Annotated in this window: 10 protein-coding genes; 7 read left to right on the top strand and 3 right to left on the bottom strand. The window is 65.4% G+C overall.

Annotated elements, in window-relative coordinates; all coding sequences use genetic code 11:
* The first annotated feature begins 512 nt into the window (after nt 1-512).
* Nucleotides 513-1,412, top strand: a complete 900-nt coding sequence (locus tag CSW62_RS17785) for an alpha/beta hydrolase (protein ID WP_233206714.1) — start codon at nt 513-515, stop codon at nt 1,410-1,412.
* Between the two features lie 14 nt (nt 1,413-1,426).
* Here the strand turns inward: CSW62_RS17785 and CSW62_RS17780 are convergent, their stop codons facing one another.
* Nucleotides 1,427-2,407 carry a PAS domain-containing protein gene (locus CSW62_RS17780; RefSeq protein WP_143324424.1) on the bottom strand — a complete coding sequence of 327 codons (981 nt, stop codon included), beginning with the start codon at nt 2,405-2,407 and terminating at the stop codon, nt 1,427-1,429.
* A gap of 292 nt (nt 2,408-2,699) precedes the next feature.
* Here CSW62_RS17780 and CSW62_RS17775 point away from each other — a divergent pair, with 292 nt between their 5' ends.
* Nucleotides 2,700-3,107, top strand: coding sequence for a response regulator (locus tag CSW62_RS17775; protein ID WP_099580070.1), 408 nt, complete (start codon nt 2,700-2,702; stop codon nt 3,105-3,107).
* Between the two features lie 157 nt (nt 3,108-3,264).
* Complete coding sequence (locus CSW62_RS17770; protein WP_099580068.1) at nt 3,265-4,329, top strand: sensor histidine kinase; 1,065 nt, start codon at nt 3,265-3,267, stop codon at nt 4,327-4,329.
* 13 nt (nt 4,330-4,342) lie between these two features.
* Here CSW62_RS17770 and CSW62_RS17765 read toward each other — a convergent pair whose 3' ends face one another.
* Entirely contained in the window at nt 4,343-5,611 is a 1,269-nt protein-coding gene (locus CSW62_RS17765) for an arsenic transporter (RefSeq protein WP_199170630.1), read from the bottom strand.
* 242 nt (nt 5,612-5,853) lie between these two features.
* On the opposite strand from CSW62_RS17765, the gene CSW62_RS17760 reads away from it, so the two are divergent.
* From CSW62_RS17760 to CSW62_RS17750, 3 genes are read left to right on the top strand one after another with little or no spacing between them, the layout of a single operon-like run.
* On the top strand, nt 5,854-6,699 hold the full coding sequence (locus CSW62_RS17760; RefSeq protein ID WP_099580064.1) for an alpha/beta fold hydrolase: 846 nt from the start codon (nt 5,854-5,856) through the stop codon (nt 6,697-6,699).
* Nucleotides 6,696-7,781 (top strand): sensor histidine kinase, encoded by a 1,086-nt coding sequence (locus CSW62_RS17755; protein ID WP_099580062.1) that lies wholly within the window; start codon nt 6,696-6,698, stop codon nt 7,779-7,781. Before CSW62_RS17760 ends, CSW62_RS17755 begins: the two co-directional genes overlap by 4 nt.
* Before the next feature lie 2 nt (nt 7,782-7,783).
* Entirely contained in the window at nt 7,784-8,161 is a 378-nt protein-coding gene (locus CSW62_RS17750) for a response regulator (RefSeq protein ID WP_099580060.1), read from the top strand.
* A 49-nt stretch (nt 8,162-8,210) separates the two neighbouring features.
* Here CSW62_RS17750 and CSW62_RS17745 read toward each other — a convergent pair whose 3' ends face one another.
* Nucleotides 8,211-9,941, bottom strand: a complete 1,731-nt coding sequence (locus tag CSW62_RS17745) for a glycoside hydrolase family 43 protein (protein ID WP_099580058.1) — start codon at nt 9,939-9,941, stop codon at nt 8,211-8,213.
* Nucleotides 9,942-10,566: 625 nt separating this feature from the next.
* On the opposite strand from CSW62_RS17745, the gene CSW62_RS17740 reads away from it, so the two are divergent.
* Nucleotides 10,567-13,650, top strand: a complete 3,084-nt coding sequence (locus CSW62_RS17740; protein WP_099580056.1) for a TonB-dependent receptor — start codon at nt 10,567-10,569, stop codon at nt 13,648-13,650.
* The last annotated feature ends 182 nt before the right edge of the window (nt 13,651-13,832 follow it).

Below are 13,832 nucleotides of genomic sequence, written 5' to 3'. Positions count from 1 at the left end.
ATCCCTATCTAGTCGATTGTCGGCGCGACGCAAAATCGACCCCGTCGGAGAAAGCTAGACCTCACCACGCGCGACGATCATCGCTATCCGCACCGTTATGGGTTGGAGAGGTTCAAGTTAATACGGTTACGTTAACGCAATCATTTCGCGATCTGTACTACAGATCGAAGGCGTGACGCGCCGAGGGTGTTTCCGACGCCTTGTCGCGTTCTGCTCTTGGTCGCGAGCTTTCGACTGCCCGCTTTCCCCCTCCTGGGCGGCCCGCCCGAGCCCGGTCAGAGCGCCAGGCTCGGGCGTTTTTTGCCTTCCGAACATGTGCGGCCGCCCACGGCGTTCAACCAGAACGGGCCGTGATCGGCGCGTGACAAGCCTCTCGCTTATTTGTAGGAGTAAAAAGCCGGAATGATACCGGTCACAAAGTTGAAATGGGAGGTTGCGCCGTGGCGTTGATGAACAATCGTGGTCGGTCGACGTGGCTGAGGCTGGCGCGCGCCAGCCTTGCCGTGGGAGTCATGGCCGTCACATGCGCGATCGCCGCGCCGGTCTGGGCTCAGGCCAATAAGATGACGCCGATCGCGATTCCGGCGCAGCCGAAGGCGATCGAGCTGGGCACCGGCCCGCTGCCGGGCGCGACCGCAGCTGAATCCTGGCACAGCCAATATGGCAGCGTCTTCGCCCGCAACGTCACCGTCGCGACCCTGACCCCTTTCCTGCCTGACCCGGCCAAGGCCACGGGCGTAGCGGTCATCGTCGCGCCGGGCGGCGGGTTTCGCACCCTGTCCATGGAAAATGAAGGCTGGCAGGTCGCCCAGGCCCTGGCCGACAAGGGCGTGGCGGCCTTCGTGCTCAAGTATCGCCTGAACCAGACGCCCGCAGACATGGCCGGCTTCGAACGCTCGATGACCGAGATGTTCGCCAACACGGCCCGAAACCCTCGGCCAAGCCCTGAGCAAGCTATCGCGGGCCTGGCCCCGCAGATCGCCGACTCCCGCGCCGCGTTCGCGCTGGTGCGCAAGCGCGCGGCCGAATGGCATGTCGATCCCGACCGGATCGGGATGGTGGGATTTTCGGCGGGCGCCATGCTGACCATGGCCACCACGCTCGCGGGGCAGGACGCCAAGCCCGCGTTCATCGGGACGATCTACGGCTCACTCGCGCCGGTCGCCGTTCCGACTGACGCGCCGCCGCTGTTCGTCGCGCTGGCGGCCGATGATCCCTTCTTCGCGAACGGCGGATTTGGCCTGATCGAGAGCTGGCGGACGGCCAAGCGGCCGGTCGAGTTCCACCTCTACGAACAAGGCGGCCACGGCTTTGGCATGTACCCGAAGAAAACGACCAGCACCGGCTGGTTCGAAGCCTTTTCCCGGTGGTTGGGCATGCACGGCTACCTGAAGCCGGCAGGCGCTTCCTGATCGTCAATCCGGCGTCAGCGACGGGCGGCCAGTTGGAACGGCTTGGGATCTCGTCCCGTGTCGGGAACGATGAACTCCGCACGCAAGCCGGTCGGGGGCCATTCCAGCCGCGCCCGTCCCCGTAGCTGGCGCTCGATGATGGCGGTGACCATGGCCGAGCCGAAGCCTGGCTTTCGCGTCTGCGGCGGCGGCGGGCCGCCGGCTTCCTCCCAGACCAGGCGGAAGCCGCCGTCGTTGTTGTAGGGCTGCCAGTGCGCCGTCACGCCCCCGGACGGCGCCGACAGGCAGCCATGTATCGTCGCGTTGGAAATCATCTCGTGCAGAACGAGCGCCAGCGGTTGGATGAGCGTCGCTCCGACGGGGATGTCAGGACCGTCCAGGGTCACGCGACTTGTATCAAATGGGGCGATCTGGAGCCGTACGAGGTCGCCCAGCGGAGCGGGCTGCCAGCGCCTTTGCGACAGGAAGGCGTGCGCCCTGGCCAAGGCCTGCACCCGCTGCTGGACCGCCGCGGCGTATCGTCCAACGTCCTGGGCCTGGCTAAGACGCACGATGCCCTCGACGATCGCCAGGGCGTTCAAGGCCCGATGATCGATCTCGCGCAGCAGGATCTGGTTGGCCTCGGCCTCGCTGGCCTCGGCCTGGCGATGTCGGGTGACATCGACCTGCGAGGCGAAGAAATAGAGGAGACCGCCCGCATCATCCTGCACGGGGCTGAGGCTGACCCGGTTCCAGAACATTGAACCGTCCTTGCGATAGTTGAGGATTTCGACTTCGACCTCGCGCGCGTCGCGGACCGCCGAGCCGAGGGCGTCGATGGCCGAGCGGTCGGTCTCCGGCCCCTGCAGCAGCCGGCAGTTGCGGCCGAGAACCTCGTCACGCGTATAGCCGGTCAGATCCAGAAAGGCCTGGTTGGCCAGGACGATCGGATTGTCGGCCTGCCTCGGATCGCAGATCACCATGGGGGTGCGGGTGCGGTCCACAGCGGCGAACACGAGCTCCCTGCGGTCGAGCGGGCCTTGGTCGGCGAGGGGTAAGGGCGCGTAGCTCAAGGGCTTTCTCCCACCGTTCAGACTTTATCCCGGGGCAGGTCAACGCCAAGGCGCGGCGGCAGTTGCCGATATTGGGCGATTGAAAACGGGTTTCCGTGGGCTGTTGGAACAGCTCCAACGGAAGGGGCCACAAATCGGCGCGCCCCACGCAACTAAAACCGTGATCTCGAATTTAGTCGGCTACCCGACGCTTATAGGGCCGTCGAAACGCGGCTGTCGGGTTAGGGGTAAGGCGATGAGCAGTGAAATCGGCGAGGCCGCGGAGGGCGCTGTCACGGCGGCGCCTGTGGTGCTGGTGGTGGAGGACGAGGTCCTGGTTCGCATGCTGGCCTGCGACATCCTGAGGGACGCCGGCTATGACGCCCTGGAAGCGGTTGATGCTCAAGAGGCGCTCGTATTGCTCGATGCTCGCCCCGACGTCGCCTTGCTGTTCACCGATGTCGACATGCCTGGCGAGATCAACGGTCTGGGTCTGGCGCGCCTCGTGTCCCTGCGATGGCCCAACTTGCCGATCATCGCCACCTCCGGCGCGGCGACCGTCGATCCCGTGGATCTTCCTCCCAATGGGCGGTTTCTCCAAAAACCCTATCGCCCTTCGACCTTGATCGAGTGCGTGGAAGCCGCGGCGGTGATCAAGCCATAGCGTACGCGTAAACTTCTGCCCGGGCAGAACAACCGCGCGCAAGCTGGACTGGTCGTGGTACGGTTGTTTAATCCGCTTTCGCTCGCGGCTAAATCCCAGACGTTCCTAGCCAGGTATGGCTTTCGCTCCGCGAGCCTCTGGTCGGTTAAGGACAGCCATGGCTGCCCACCCCATCCTGCACGTCGACGCCGGCCATGGCTTGGCCATGGCGATCATCGCCACCTCGGCTGAACCTACCTTGCTGCTGGACAACGACATGGTCGTCATCGCGGCCAGCACCAGTTTCTGCCGGGCGTTCGAGATCGACCCTGCCCGCACGACCGGCCTGCGCGTCGCCGATCTCGGCGCGGGAGAATGGGACGTGCCGCAGTTGAGATCCCTGCTCAAGGCCACCGCATCGGGCAAGGCCAAGATCGCCGCCTACGAAATGGACTTGGTGGTCCCTGGTCGCACCACGCGGCAACTGGTCCTCAATGCCGAGAAGCTGCAGTTTGGCCAGGCGGAGGAGCTGCTGATCCTGGCCATGGCCGATGTCACGGATCTTCGATTGGCTGAGCGGGTCAAGGATAACCTCCTGGTCGAGAAGGCGACCATGCTCAAGGAGCTGCAGCATCGCGTCGCCAACAGCCTGCAGATCATCGCCAGCGTCCTCTTGCAGAGCGCCCGCAGGGTCCAATCCGACGAAACCCGCGATCATCTTCGCAGCGCCCATCATCGCGTGATGTCGGTGGCTGCGGTTCAGCGCCAGCTGGCCACGACGGGGGAGGACGAGGTCCGGATCCGGGCCTACCTGACCGAGCTGTGCGAGAGCATCGGCGCCTCGATGATCCGGGATCCGGCCCTGTTGAAATTGACGGTCGAGGCGGACGCCAGCGTCACCAGTTCCGAGACGTCTGTCAGCCTTGGCCTGATCGTCACCGAACTGGTGATCAACGCGCTGAAGCACGGGTTCCCGGGTGATCGCGGCGGCGCGATCAAGGTCGCCTATCACGCGCAGGGTGCTTCATGGCGGCTCTCTGTCGCCGACGACGGCGTCGGTATTCCCGACGCCGAGGGCGGCAAGCCCGGGCTGGGCACCAGCATCGTAAGGGCCCTGGCCACTCAGTTGAAGGCGACCGTTAAGGTCGTGGGGACCGCTCCAGGCACGACGGTGCTTGTCGAGCACGAGGAGCATCCCGACGCGGCGCAGGACAAGGTCGCGCCGATCCCACTCTTCGTCTAGGGCTGGGCGAGGCTTAGCCCGCCGACTCCAAGAGCAGTCGGGCGCCGATCGCCAGCACCAGGGCCGGCGGCATGACCAGCGCGCCAACCCTCAGAAACCGCCAGAAGGTGACGTCTTCGCCCTCGCGGCGGATCGCGGTCAGCCACAGGATGGTCGCCAGCGATCCGGTGATCGACAGGTTGGGGCCCAGGTCGACGCCGATCAGCAGGGCGTCAGTCACCACCCGTGGCGGCTGCGCCTGGGCGAGCGCCGTGCTGGCGATCAGGCCGGCGGGCAGATTGTTCATCAGGTTGGAGGCGATGGCGAGAATACCGCCCCCCGCCGCGGCGGTGAGCGATGGTCCGGCTTCGGACGAGGTCTTGAGCCCGTCGGCCAGGCGGTTGATGAGCCCGGTGCGTCCGAGGGCCTCGACCAGCACGAAGAGCCCGGCCACGAGCGGCAGCACGCTCCAGGAGACGCTTTTCAGAACGGGCCAGGGCGAGGCGCGGGCGGCGATCGGGACAAGGATGGTGGTGGCCACGCCCAGCAGGGCGGTCGGCAGCCCCAGCGGCCTATCGAACGCCGACACGATCACCAGGCTGAGGGCCGTCAGGCCGATGCCGGCGAGGGCCAGCTTGCCGCCGCGCGACAGGGCCGGCTGGTCGATGTCGCGCTCGCAGGTCTGGCCAAGGCGGTTGGCTTCGACAAGGCGCAGCACGCCATAGGTCGCCAGGATGGCCAGCAAGGCGGGCAGGCCGAAGCTGGCCAGCCATCGGCCCAGCGGCGGGGTGTGGTCGCCATAGAGAACGATGTTGGCGGGATTCGAGATCGGCAGGACGAAGCTGGCCGCATTGGCGACGAAGGCGCAGATGAACAGGTAGGGCAGGGGATCGACCTTGGCCTTGCGCGCCGCCGCGAACACGGCCGGCGTCAGAACGACGGCCGTGGCGTCGTTGGACAGGAAGACGGTCACGACCACCCCGACGACGTAGATCAGCAGGAACAGGCGGCGCGGCGAGCCTTGGGCGTGATTGACGGCATAGGCCGCGACCCAGTCGAACAGGCCCTCTCGGCGCGCGACCTCCGAGAGCAGCATCATGCCGATCAGGAACAGATAGACGTCCCAACCCTTGGCCACTGCCGCGAGGCCGTCAGAAAAGGGCAGCAGGCCTGTCGCCAGCAGCAGGAGCGCGCCGCCCATTGCCCATAAGGCTTCCGGAGCCTTGAACGGGCGAACGATGACGGCGGCGGTCGCTATCGCCGAGATTGTCCAGATCGCCAGGTTCGCGGTCGATGGCGCCATGGTCATTCCGAGCTCAGAGGTCGGGCGCGAGGCGGCCCCGCGGCGGTTAAGCACGTCATGGCGCCAGGAGCCATGGCCGACACTCGCGGGGGGCGACTTTTGTCCGCTCTCTTTGGCGGGACATGAGGCTGGGCTTTTTGCGCCTGCGACGCACCGCCGCATCTTGGCTTCGCGCCAATCCCGGTGAATGTTCTTCCTGAGGACGTATAGTCATGCGTGGCTCGCACTAGGGGAGAGTAGCTTTGCCGCAGGGGATCGTTCGCCCTGTCTTGACGCCGGGAGAGCACCGGACGCTGCTGCAGGCCCATGCCGTCAGCGCGTTGGGAACCGGCGAGCCCCCGATCATGCTCCTGCATGGGTTCGGCACCGATCAGACGGTTTGGCGCGAGGTGGCCCCGCACCTGGCGACGACCCGGCGCGTGGTGCTCTATGATCACATGGGCAGCGGCGCGTCGGATCTGGCCCAGTACGACGTCGATCGCTACCAGACCCTGGAAGGCTATGCCGACGATCTCGTCGACATTCTCGACGCCCTCGACCTGCGCGATGTCACGCTCACCGCCCATTCGGTGTCGGGCATGATCGCACTGCTCGCGTCGCTGCGCAGCGCGCGGATCGGGCGCATCGTCATGGTCGGCTCATCGCCGCGCTACCTGAACGACGGGCCTTATGAGGGAGGCTTCGAACGGGCGGACGTGGACGATCTGCTGAGCCTGATGGAACTGGATTTCCAGGGTTGGGCCAGGACGCTGGCGCCAAAAGTCATGGACCAGCCCGACCGGCCGGCCCTGACGCAGGAACTCGTCTACAGCTTCAGTCGCGCCAATCCTGAGCTCACGCGCCGTTTCGCGCGGGCCACGTTCATGTCGGACCACCGGGCGCGCCTTGCTGAATGTCGGGTCCCCACGCTCGTTCTGCAGGCCAGCGCCGATGCGGTCGTGCCGCTGGCGGCCGCGCGCTTCCTCGCCGACCAAATTCCAAATGCCCGTTTGGAGATGCTCGGCGCGCGGGGTCACTATCCGCATCTGAGCGCGCCCGCGGCGGTCATCGAGGCCATCGAGCGCTTCCTCCAGGAGGCCGGCGTTTGAGGGAAGACGACGGCGACACCCTGGGCAGGTTGGCGCCTGTAGCGCTGTTCGAGGCGGACGCCGACATGGTCATCCAAGCCGTCAACCCACGCATGGCCGCCATGACGGGCGCGCCGGCTGCCGCGCTTGTCGGCCGCGCCTTCCGGGAGCTCCTCACCCGGTCCTCGCAATTCGTCTATGCCCTCAAGGCCGAACCCTCCTTGTTGACAAGCGGCTCGGCCGAAGAGGTGTTTCTGGAACTCGCCCATGCGGATGGCGCCCCGCGCCCTGTTCTGTTGACGGTGACGCCAGGCCAGGATGCGGGGCGGCGCTACGGCGCATTGTTCTCCGCGCCGGAGCGCCGCGCCTACGAGCTCGAGCTGATCGCCGCTCGCCAGAGCGTTCTGAACGGCCTCGAGGAGCAGAAGGCGGCCAGGGCGGCGCTGGAGGCCGCCAATCTTCGGCTGGAGGAGTTGGTTCAAGAGCGTACGGCGACCCTCGCGCAGCGCGATCTCCTCCTTCGCGAGGTCTATCATCGGGTGAAGAACAATCTTCAGGTGGTCGACGGCCTGATGCTGATGCAGTCGCGGAAGCTCTCCGATCCCGACGCGGTCGCGGCGATCGAGGGCTTGCGCAAGCGGGTCTACGCCTTGGGCCTGGTGCATCACCAACTGATGGGTTCGGCCGACCTGAAGACGTTCGACGTCGGGGCCTTCCTGTCCCAGCTGATCGCCCACCTCCAGGTCGGCGCGCCCGAAAACGTGGACCTGCGAATCGACGCGGAGCCCTTGAGCGTCGACCTCGACTTCGCCGTGCCGTTAGGACTGCTCGTCACCGAACTGACGACCAACGCCCTGAAGCACGCCTTTCCCGGACGGGAGGGCGAAGTCTCCGTCACGCTAGGCGCCGCCGCCGAGGGCGAGGTGGTCTTGCGGGTCGCAGACAACGGCGTGGGGTTTTCCGAGACCGCGGCCGAGGCCAAACCATCGATGGGGTTGAAGATCGTCAGAGGCTTGGTACGTCAACTGGGTGGAACAATCCGGTCCCTTCAGACCGACGGCGTCTGCTGGGAGGCGCACCTGCCCGCGCCGAGGAGCGCCTGACGATGTTGCACCGTGACCGCGTCCTGATAGTCGACGACGAGTTCATCATCACCGAGACGCTCCGCATCTATGTGGAGGATCTGGGGCTGGAGGTCTGCGGCACGGCCGAGACGGCCGAGGCGGCTCTCGACCTGGCGTTGACGCACCAGCCCTACATCGTCCTGATGGACATGCGTCTGCAGGGGGATCGCGACGGCGTCGACGCCTCCAGCGACATCCATGAGCAGGTCGGCTCAAAGGTGATCTTCATCACCGGATCGCGCGAGCCGGCGACCCTGACGCGGATCGAGGGCGACCATCCCGCAGGCATTCTCTTCAAGCCGGTCTCCGAGAGCCAGCTGGCGTCGGTAATCCGAGGATTGCTGGACGCGCCTGAATAGGGTTCGCGGCAGGCTATCCCCGGATCACTCGGTGACTAGGGGCGTTCCGTCAATGAATGGGATCGGGGCTCGCGCGGTGGGCGTAGACCCCCAAAAGCGCGCCGACGAAGCCGCCAGCCTTCTTCGTCGACAGGATCGTTCCGTCCTCGTCCGCCTTCAACGTCTTCCAGGACCCCGTGGCGAGCGCGTAGGAGAAATCATAGGCGCCGCCGCGTGCGGTGATCTTCAGCCGGATGGGCGCGCCGCCCTTCAAGGCGACGGGTGTGCTGGCGACCACGACGCCCTCGACAGGGTCCTGAGCGCTGGCGCGGCGTTCGAGCACCAGCTTGTCTTGACCGGCCGCGTCGCGGGTCACGCCGAAGAAGAAGAAATGGTCGTCGTTCTGCACGGCGACCAAGCCGGCCTTGTCGCCGGTCATGGTCGGTTGGAACCGCATTTCCGTGGACGCGCTGGCGTTGATATGTTGCTGACGGCGGCCCCAGAATGAGGGCTGGGTCATGCCACCGATGGCTTCGGGGCGCGCGTTCAGGACCAGTTTCCCGCCCTCCAGTCGCCACCAGCGCTGCTGCGGGATCCGCATGGTCACCCAGTTGAGCGGCAGGGCCTTGCCGTCGAACGCCTCACGGACCTTGAAGGCGCCTGAGGTGGGCGGCGGCGTGGGCGTGGTCGCCGGCAGATCCGGCTTGGCGTGGACGTAGGGAATGGTCTTGCCGTTCTCCAGGATGATCGGCCAGCCTTCCTTCCATTCGACCGGCAAGAGGAAGGTCTCGCGCCCCGTGTTGTAGAGGTCATCGCCGTAGGGACGCACCGCCAGGAAGGTCGCCCACCACTTGCCGTCCGGCGTGTCGACCAGATTGGCGTGACCGGCCGAGGTGATCGGCAGCGGGCGATCCTTGGGCAGGCCCCGCTGGGTCAGGATCGGATTGTTGGGGTAGGGAACATACGGACCCCAGGCGCTCCTGGAGCGCAGCGCGACCTGGCTGTGGCCCTCGGCGGTGCCGCCCTCGGCGGCGATCAGATAGTACCAGCCGTCCTTCTTGAGGATGTGCGGTCCCTCGGGCCAGATGGGCTTGGTGGAGGGATCGACCCCCTTGTCGAGCAACAGCTTGCGCTCGCCCACGGTCTTCTTGGCGTTGATGTCGTACTTGATCGCCCAGATGGCGCGATGGCCCCTGTACTCCGGCGGGCCGGGCGGCTCGCCGTTGAAGACGATCATGGCGCTGCCGTCATCATCGAAGAAGAGGTAGGGATCGATGCCCTCGACCGCCGGCAGCCAGACCGGATCCGACCAGGGTCCCTTGGGATCGGTCGCCGTGATCAGGAAGTTGCCTTTGCAGTCGACGCAGGTGTTGAGGATGTAGAAGACCCCGTCGTGATGGCTCAGTGTGGGGGCGAACACCGCGCGCGAGAGGCCAAGGCGTCCGAAATCGAGCATGCCGGGACGGTCGATCGCATTGCCAATCTGATTCCAGTGCACGAGGTCTGTGGAGTGGAAGACCGGCAGCCCGGGGAACCAGGCGAAGGTCGAGCTGACGTAGTAGAAGTCCTTGCCGACCCGCATGACCGCGGGGTCGGGATAGGTCCCCTTGAGAATGGGATTGGCGTACTGGGTCGGGGTCGGCCTGAAGGCCTCGTCAGACGGATCGGCCCCCTCGTACTCGAACCAGTCGAACCTGGCTTCCGGAGTCGAGATCCGATCAGGCGCCGGCTGTGGCAAGGGCGCGGCGTGAGCGACGCCGCCGGCGACGAGGCAAAGGGCGATCAGGGTCTTTCGAATCATGAGGCGCGGTATCCTTGTCTGACGGGGCGATGATCTCGTCGGGTGTTTTTCATTCGTCAGGCGGTGGATGTTGAGTAATCAATCCACAGCCTCGGCGCGAGAAGGCCTAGGTATGGGTTGGCTTCCCGTCACGTCTCCCGACAGCGGGGCGCCCGAGTGTCCTGGCCAAAGCCCTTTGACGAGCCTCACAACGGGAAGGCCGCCAACTCACATCTTTCTTCGTCCGACACCGTCTATTTTGCCAGAATAAACTCCGACTAAAGGCAAATTAGCGTTTTTGATCCGGATGCGGCTAAACGCCGGGTAGGCTAGCCCATATAGGCCAATTGGCCTGGACTGTGAACGACGATTTGTCGCAGTTATCCCGTCCTTTTCCGGCGCCCCTCGTCGGGCTTTCGGCGAGCGACAGGGCGAACGACTGGAAAAATAATCCAATTAATACAGATAGAAGCGTGGCTACCGCAAAGGTCTGGCCAGGGCGTTTTCATGGTCAGACCAAAGGTTGTCCTACATATTGACGTCGGTGCGGATTTGAGTGAGTGTCTGGTAGCGCTAACAAAATCGCCAGCGCCCAAAAAACTAGGACGGCTCGTCGGGTGGCGAGCTCCAATTAGAGGGGAATGAGATGGAACGGGTACTTATGGCCGCGCGCCTGCGGCGCGCCGCGCTGCTGGGCGCTACGATGCTTTCCGGGCTGATCGCCGCCCAGGCCCACGCGCAGACCACGCCGCCCGCCGGCGCTGTCGAGTCCGATGCGGTCACCGAAATCGTTGTCACCGGCTATCGTAAGAGCCTGGCGCAATCGACGGTCGCCAAGCGTGAGACCACCGGCTTCGCCGACGCCATCTTCGCCGAAGATATCGGCAAGTTCCCCGACTCCAACATCGCCGAGTCGTTCAACCGTATCCCCGGCATCACCATCACCCGCGACATCACGGGCGAGGGCACCAACGTCGCCATCCGCGGCCTGGGCTCGAACTTCACCAACGTGACGCTGAACGGCGCCTCGATCGCCGTTGCCTCGTCGGGCGCGACCGACGCGCAGGGCACCGACCGTTCGGTTGACCTCAGCTTCTTCCCGACCGACCTGTTCACCAAGCTGACGGTCAACAAGAGCTATTCGGCCAGCCTGCTGGAAGGCGGCGCGGCGGGTAACATCGACATGCGTTCGGCGCGTCCGTTCGACCGTCCCGGCCAGCACCTGACCATGAACGTCCAGGGCGTGAAGCCGGACGGCGCCAAGTTGGGCGGCAAGGGCTCTGTCATCGCCAGCAAGACCTGGGACAATTTCGGCGTCCTGTTCGGGGTTTCGGGCCAGCGCCTGCACACCGACACGCGCGGCTACGAGACCATCGGCTTCACCAACCCGAACCTGTCGGCCGCCCAGTGCGGCGCCGCCACGGGCTGTAACCCGACCGGCGGCGGCAACTGGACGATCCCGGCCACGGTGCCGGTGGGCGCCGGCGCGGGCCTGGTGGCTGGCACGGTCATCGACCAGGCGTTCCTGTTGTCGAAGAACCCCGGCGCGACGATCCAGCAGATCGATAACGGCTTGCTGCCGCGCCTTGGCCGCCCCTCGGCCGAATACGGCCGCCGCGACCGACTGAACCTGGTCGGCAGCCTCGAATGGCGTCCTAACGACAACCTGAATTTCTATGTCGACGGGATGTACGGCTACAAGAAAAACGATCTCGAGCGGATCGACATGGCCTGGATCGTGCGCAACGGCGCGATCATCCCGACCAACACCAAGTACGACAAGACAGACTGCTCGGCCGGTTGCACGGTCACGTCAGGCACCTACGCCAACTCGCAGTTCTTCCTGGAATACCGTCCCTACATCGAAAAGACCGAGCTTTGGGGCATCAATCCGGGCGCTGAGTGGCGCATCAACGACAAGCTGAAGGTCGAGGCCCAGGCCAACTACACCAAGAGCAATTTCCATCGGGAAAGCCCGACCTTCGGTCCGGTCACCGCGCTGGGCGTCGGCACGACCGTCGACTACACCTACAATGCTAACGGCATCCCGACGATCAAGAGCAGCGTCGACCTGAACAACCCGGCCAACTTCGTCTGGACCGGCGGCCGGCTGAACATGCAGGACGAGAAGCGCTGGTATGAGACCAAGGGCGCCCGCGCGGCCGTCACCTGGGGCGACGAGAAGCTGAACCTGAAGTTCGGCGGCAACTACGACGACATCTCGCGCACCATCCGTGGCTACGACAACACCACCCCGTGGCAGAACGCGACCTGCGGTAACAACCCCAGCATCAACCTGACCTCGCCGAACAGCACCCCGGCGTGCCAAGGCCTGAACCAGCCGGGCGCCGCCCCGGCCGGCTATCCGACCTACCCGGGCTACGGCACGGGCGCTACGGCCGGCCAGACCGGGACGCTCACCTATGCCGGCTCGCTGATCCCGACCGCCAGCCTGGCCAGCTATCTCAAGCCGGGTCCGGCGGGCTTCGTCACGGTCGACTGGGACAAGGTCAAGCAAGCCACCGGCTACGACAAGCTGCATGACGCGTATGTCGAGACCGGCGGCTCCAACACCGGCGCCAGCGGCGGCTACATCAACGAGAAGAACAGCGCGGCCTATACCGAGCTCAACGGCGTCACCCAGGTGATGGACAGCGACCTGCGCTTCAACATCGGCGTCCGTTACGTCCACACCAAGCAGACGATCGGCGGCCGCGTCTCGATCGCCGATCCGCGCAACACCCTGCCGGGCGGCGCTCAGCTGGCCGATGGCGCGCGCTATCCGAATATCACCAACTTCGTCTACACCGAGAACACCTATTCGAAGTGGCTGCCGGCCGCGAACATCGCCTATGACGTGAGCGAGCACGCCGTGGCCCGCGTGGCGGTGTCGGAAACCATGACCCGTCCGGATCCCGCCGCCCAGCTGCCGGGCGTGTCCTTCGGCGCCCCGTCCGCCGACCAGGCCACGATCGGCAACTCGGCCCTTAAGCCCTACTTCTCGAAGAACATCGACCTGGGCTTCGAGTTCTATACCGGCCAGGAAGGCGTGATCGCCGTCAATGCGTTCCGCAAGTCGCTGACCGGCTTCACGACCAATAACGTCGTGACCCAGCCGTTCGCGTATCTGGCCCAGTACGGCATCACCTACGACACCCTGAACGACACCCAGAAGACGGCGATCAATTCGCGCGGCGGTCCGACCGCGGCGCAGGTCCAGATTCAGTCGCAGATCAACGTGCCTAACAAGCTGACGATCAACGGCCTGGAATTCCAGTGGGTGCAACCGCTCGACTTCCTGACCAGCCGGTTCGGCGTCGAGGGGCTGGGCGTCAACGCCAACGCCACCATCGTCGACCAGACCAGCGACGGCGCGGCGATCGCCTACGGCGTGGCCAAGTACACCTACAACCTGACGGGCTACTACGAGCACAACGGCGTCAGCCTGCGTCTCAGCCACGTGTTCCGGAAGGGGTCGCAGTCCAGCGGCGCCAACCAGAACGGCGTCACGGCGGCCGCGCTGTTCTCGGACGACTACAAGCAGACCGACTTCTCCTCGAGCTACGACCTGGAGAAAATCTTCGGCATGAAGAACGCGCCGCAACTGACGTTCAACGTGACCAACATCACCAACGAGTCGCTGCGCTCGCACTTCCAGTACGACAACGCGACCTTCACCTACTACAAGCCCGGCCGCCAATACGTGGTCGGCCTGCGGATGAGCTTCTAGAGCCTCTGGGCGGGCTCGGCGCTTCTGGCGCCGGCTTCGCCTTCTCCAAAATCGGGCCGGCGTTCCTTCCTTGCCGGCCCGATCCAGGCTCAGGACGCAGGGCTCGCCCTCTCGACCTCCCCCTGGCCCGGCCGCAAGGCCGGGCCTTTTCTTTTGGGGCGCGCCTCGCTGTTCGCCGGCGC

It is taken from the genome of Caulobacter sp. FWC2 (genome assembly GCF_002742625.1).
Classification (GTDB): domain Bacteria; phylum Pseudomonadota; class Alphaproteobacteria; order Caulobacterales; family Caulobacteraceae; genus Caulobacter.
This window is presented reverse-complemented; position numbering and strand designations above follow the sequence as displayed.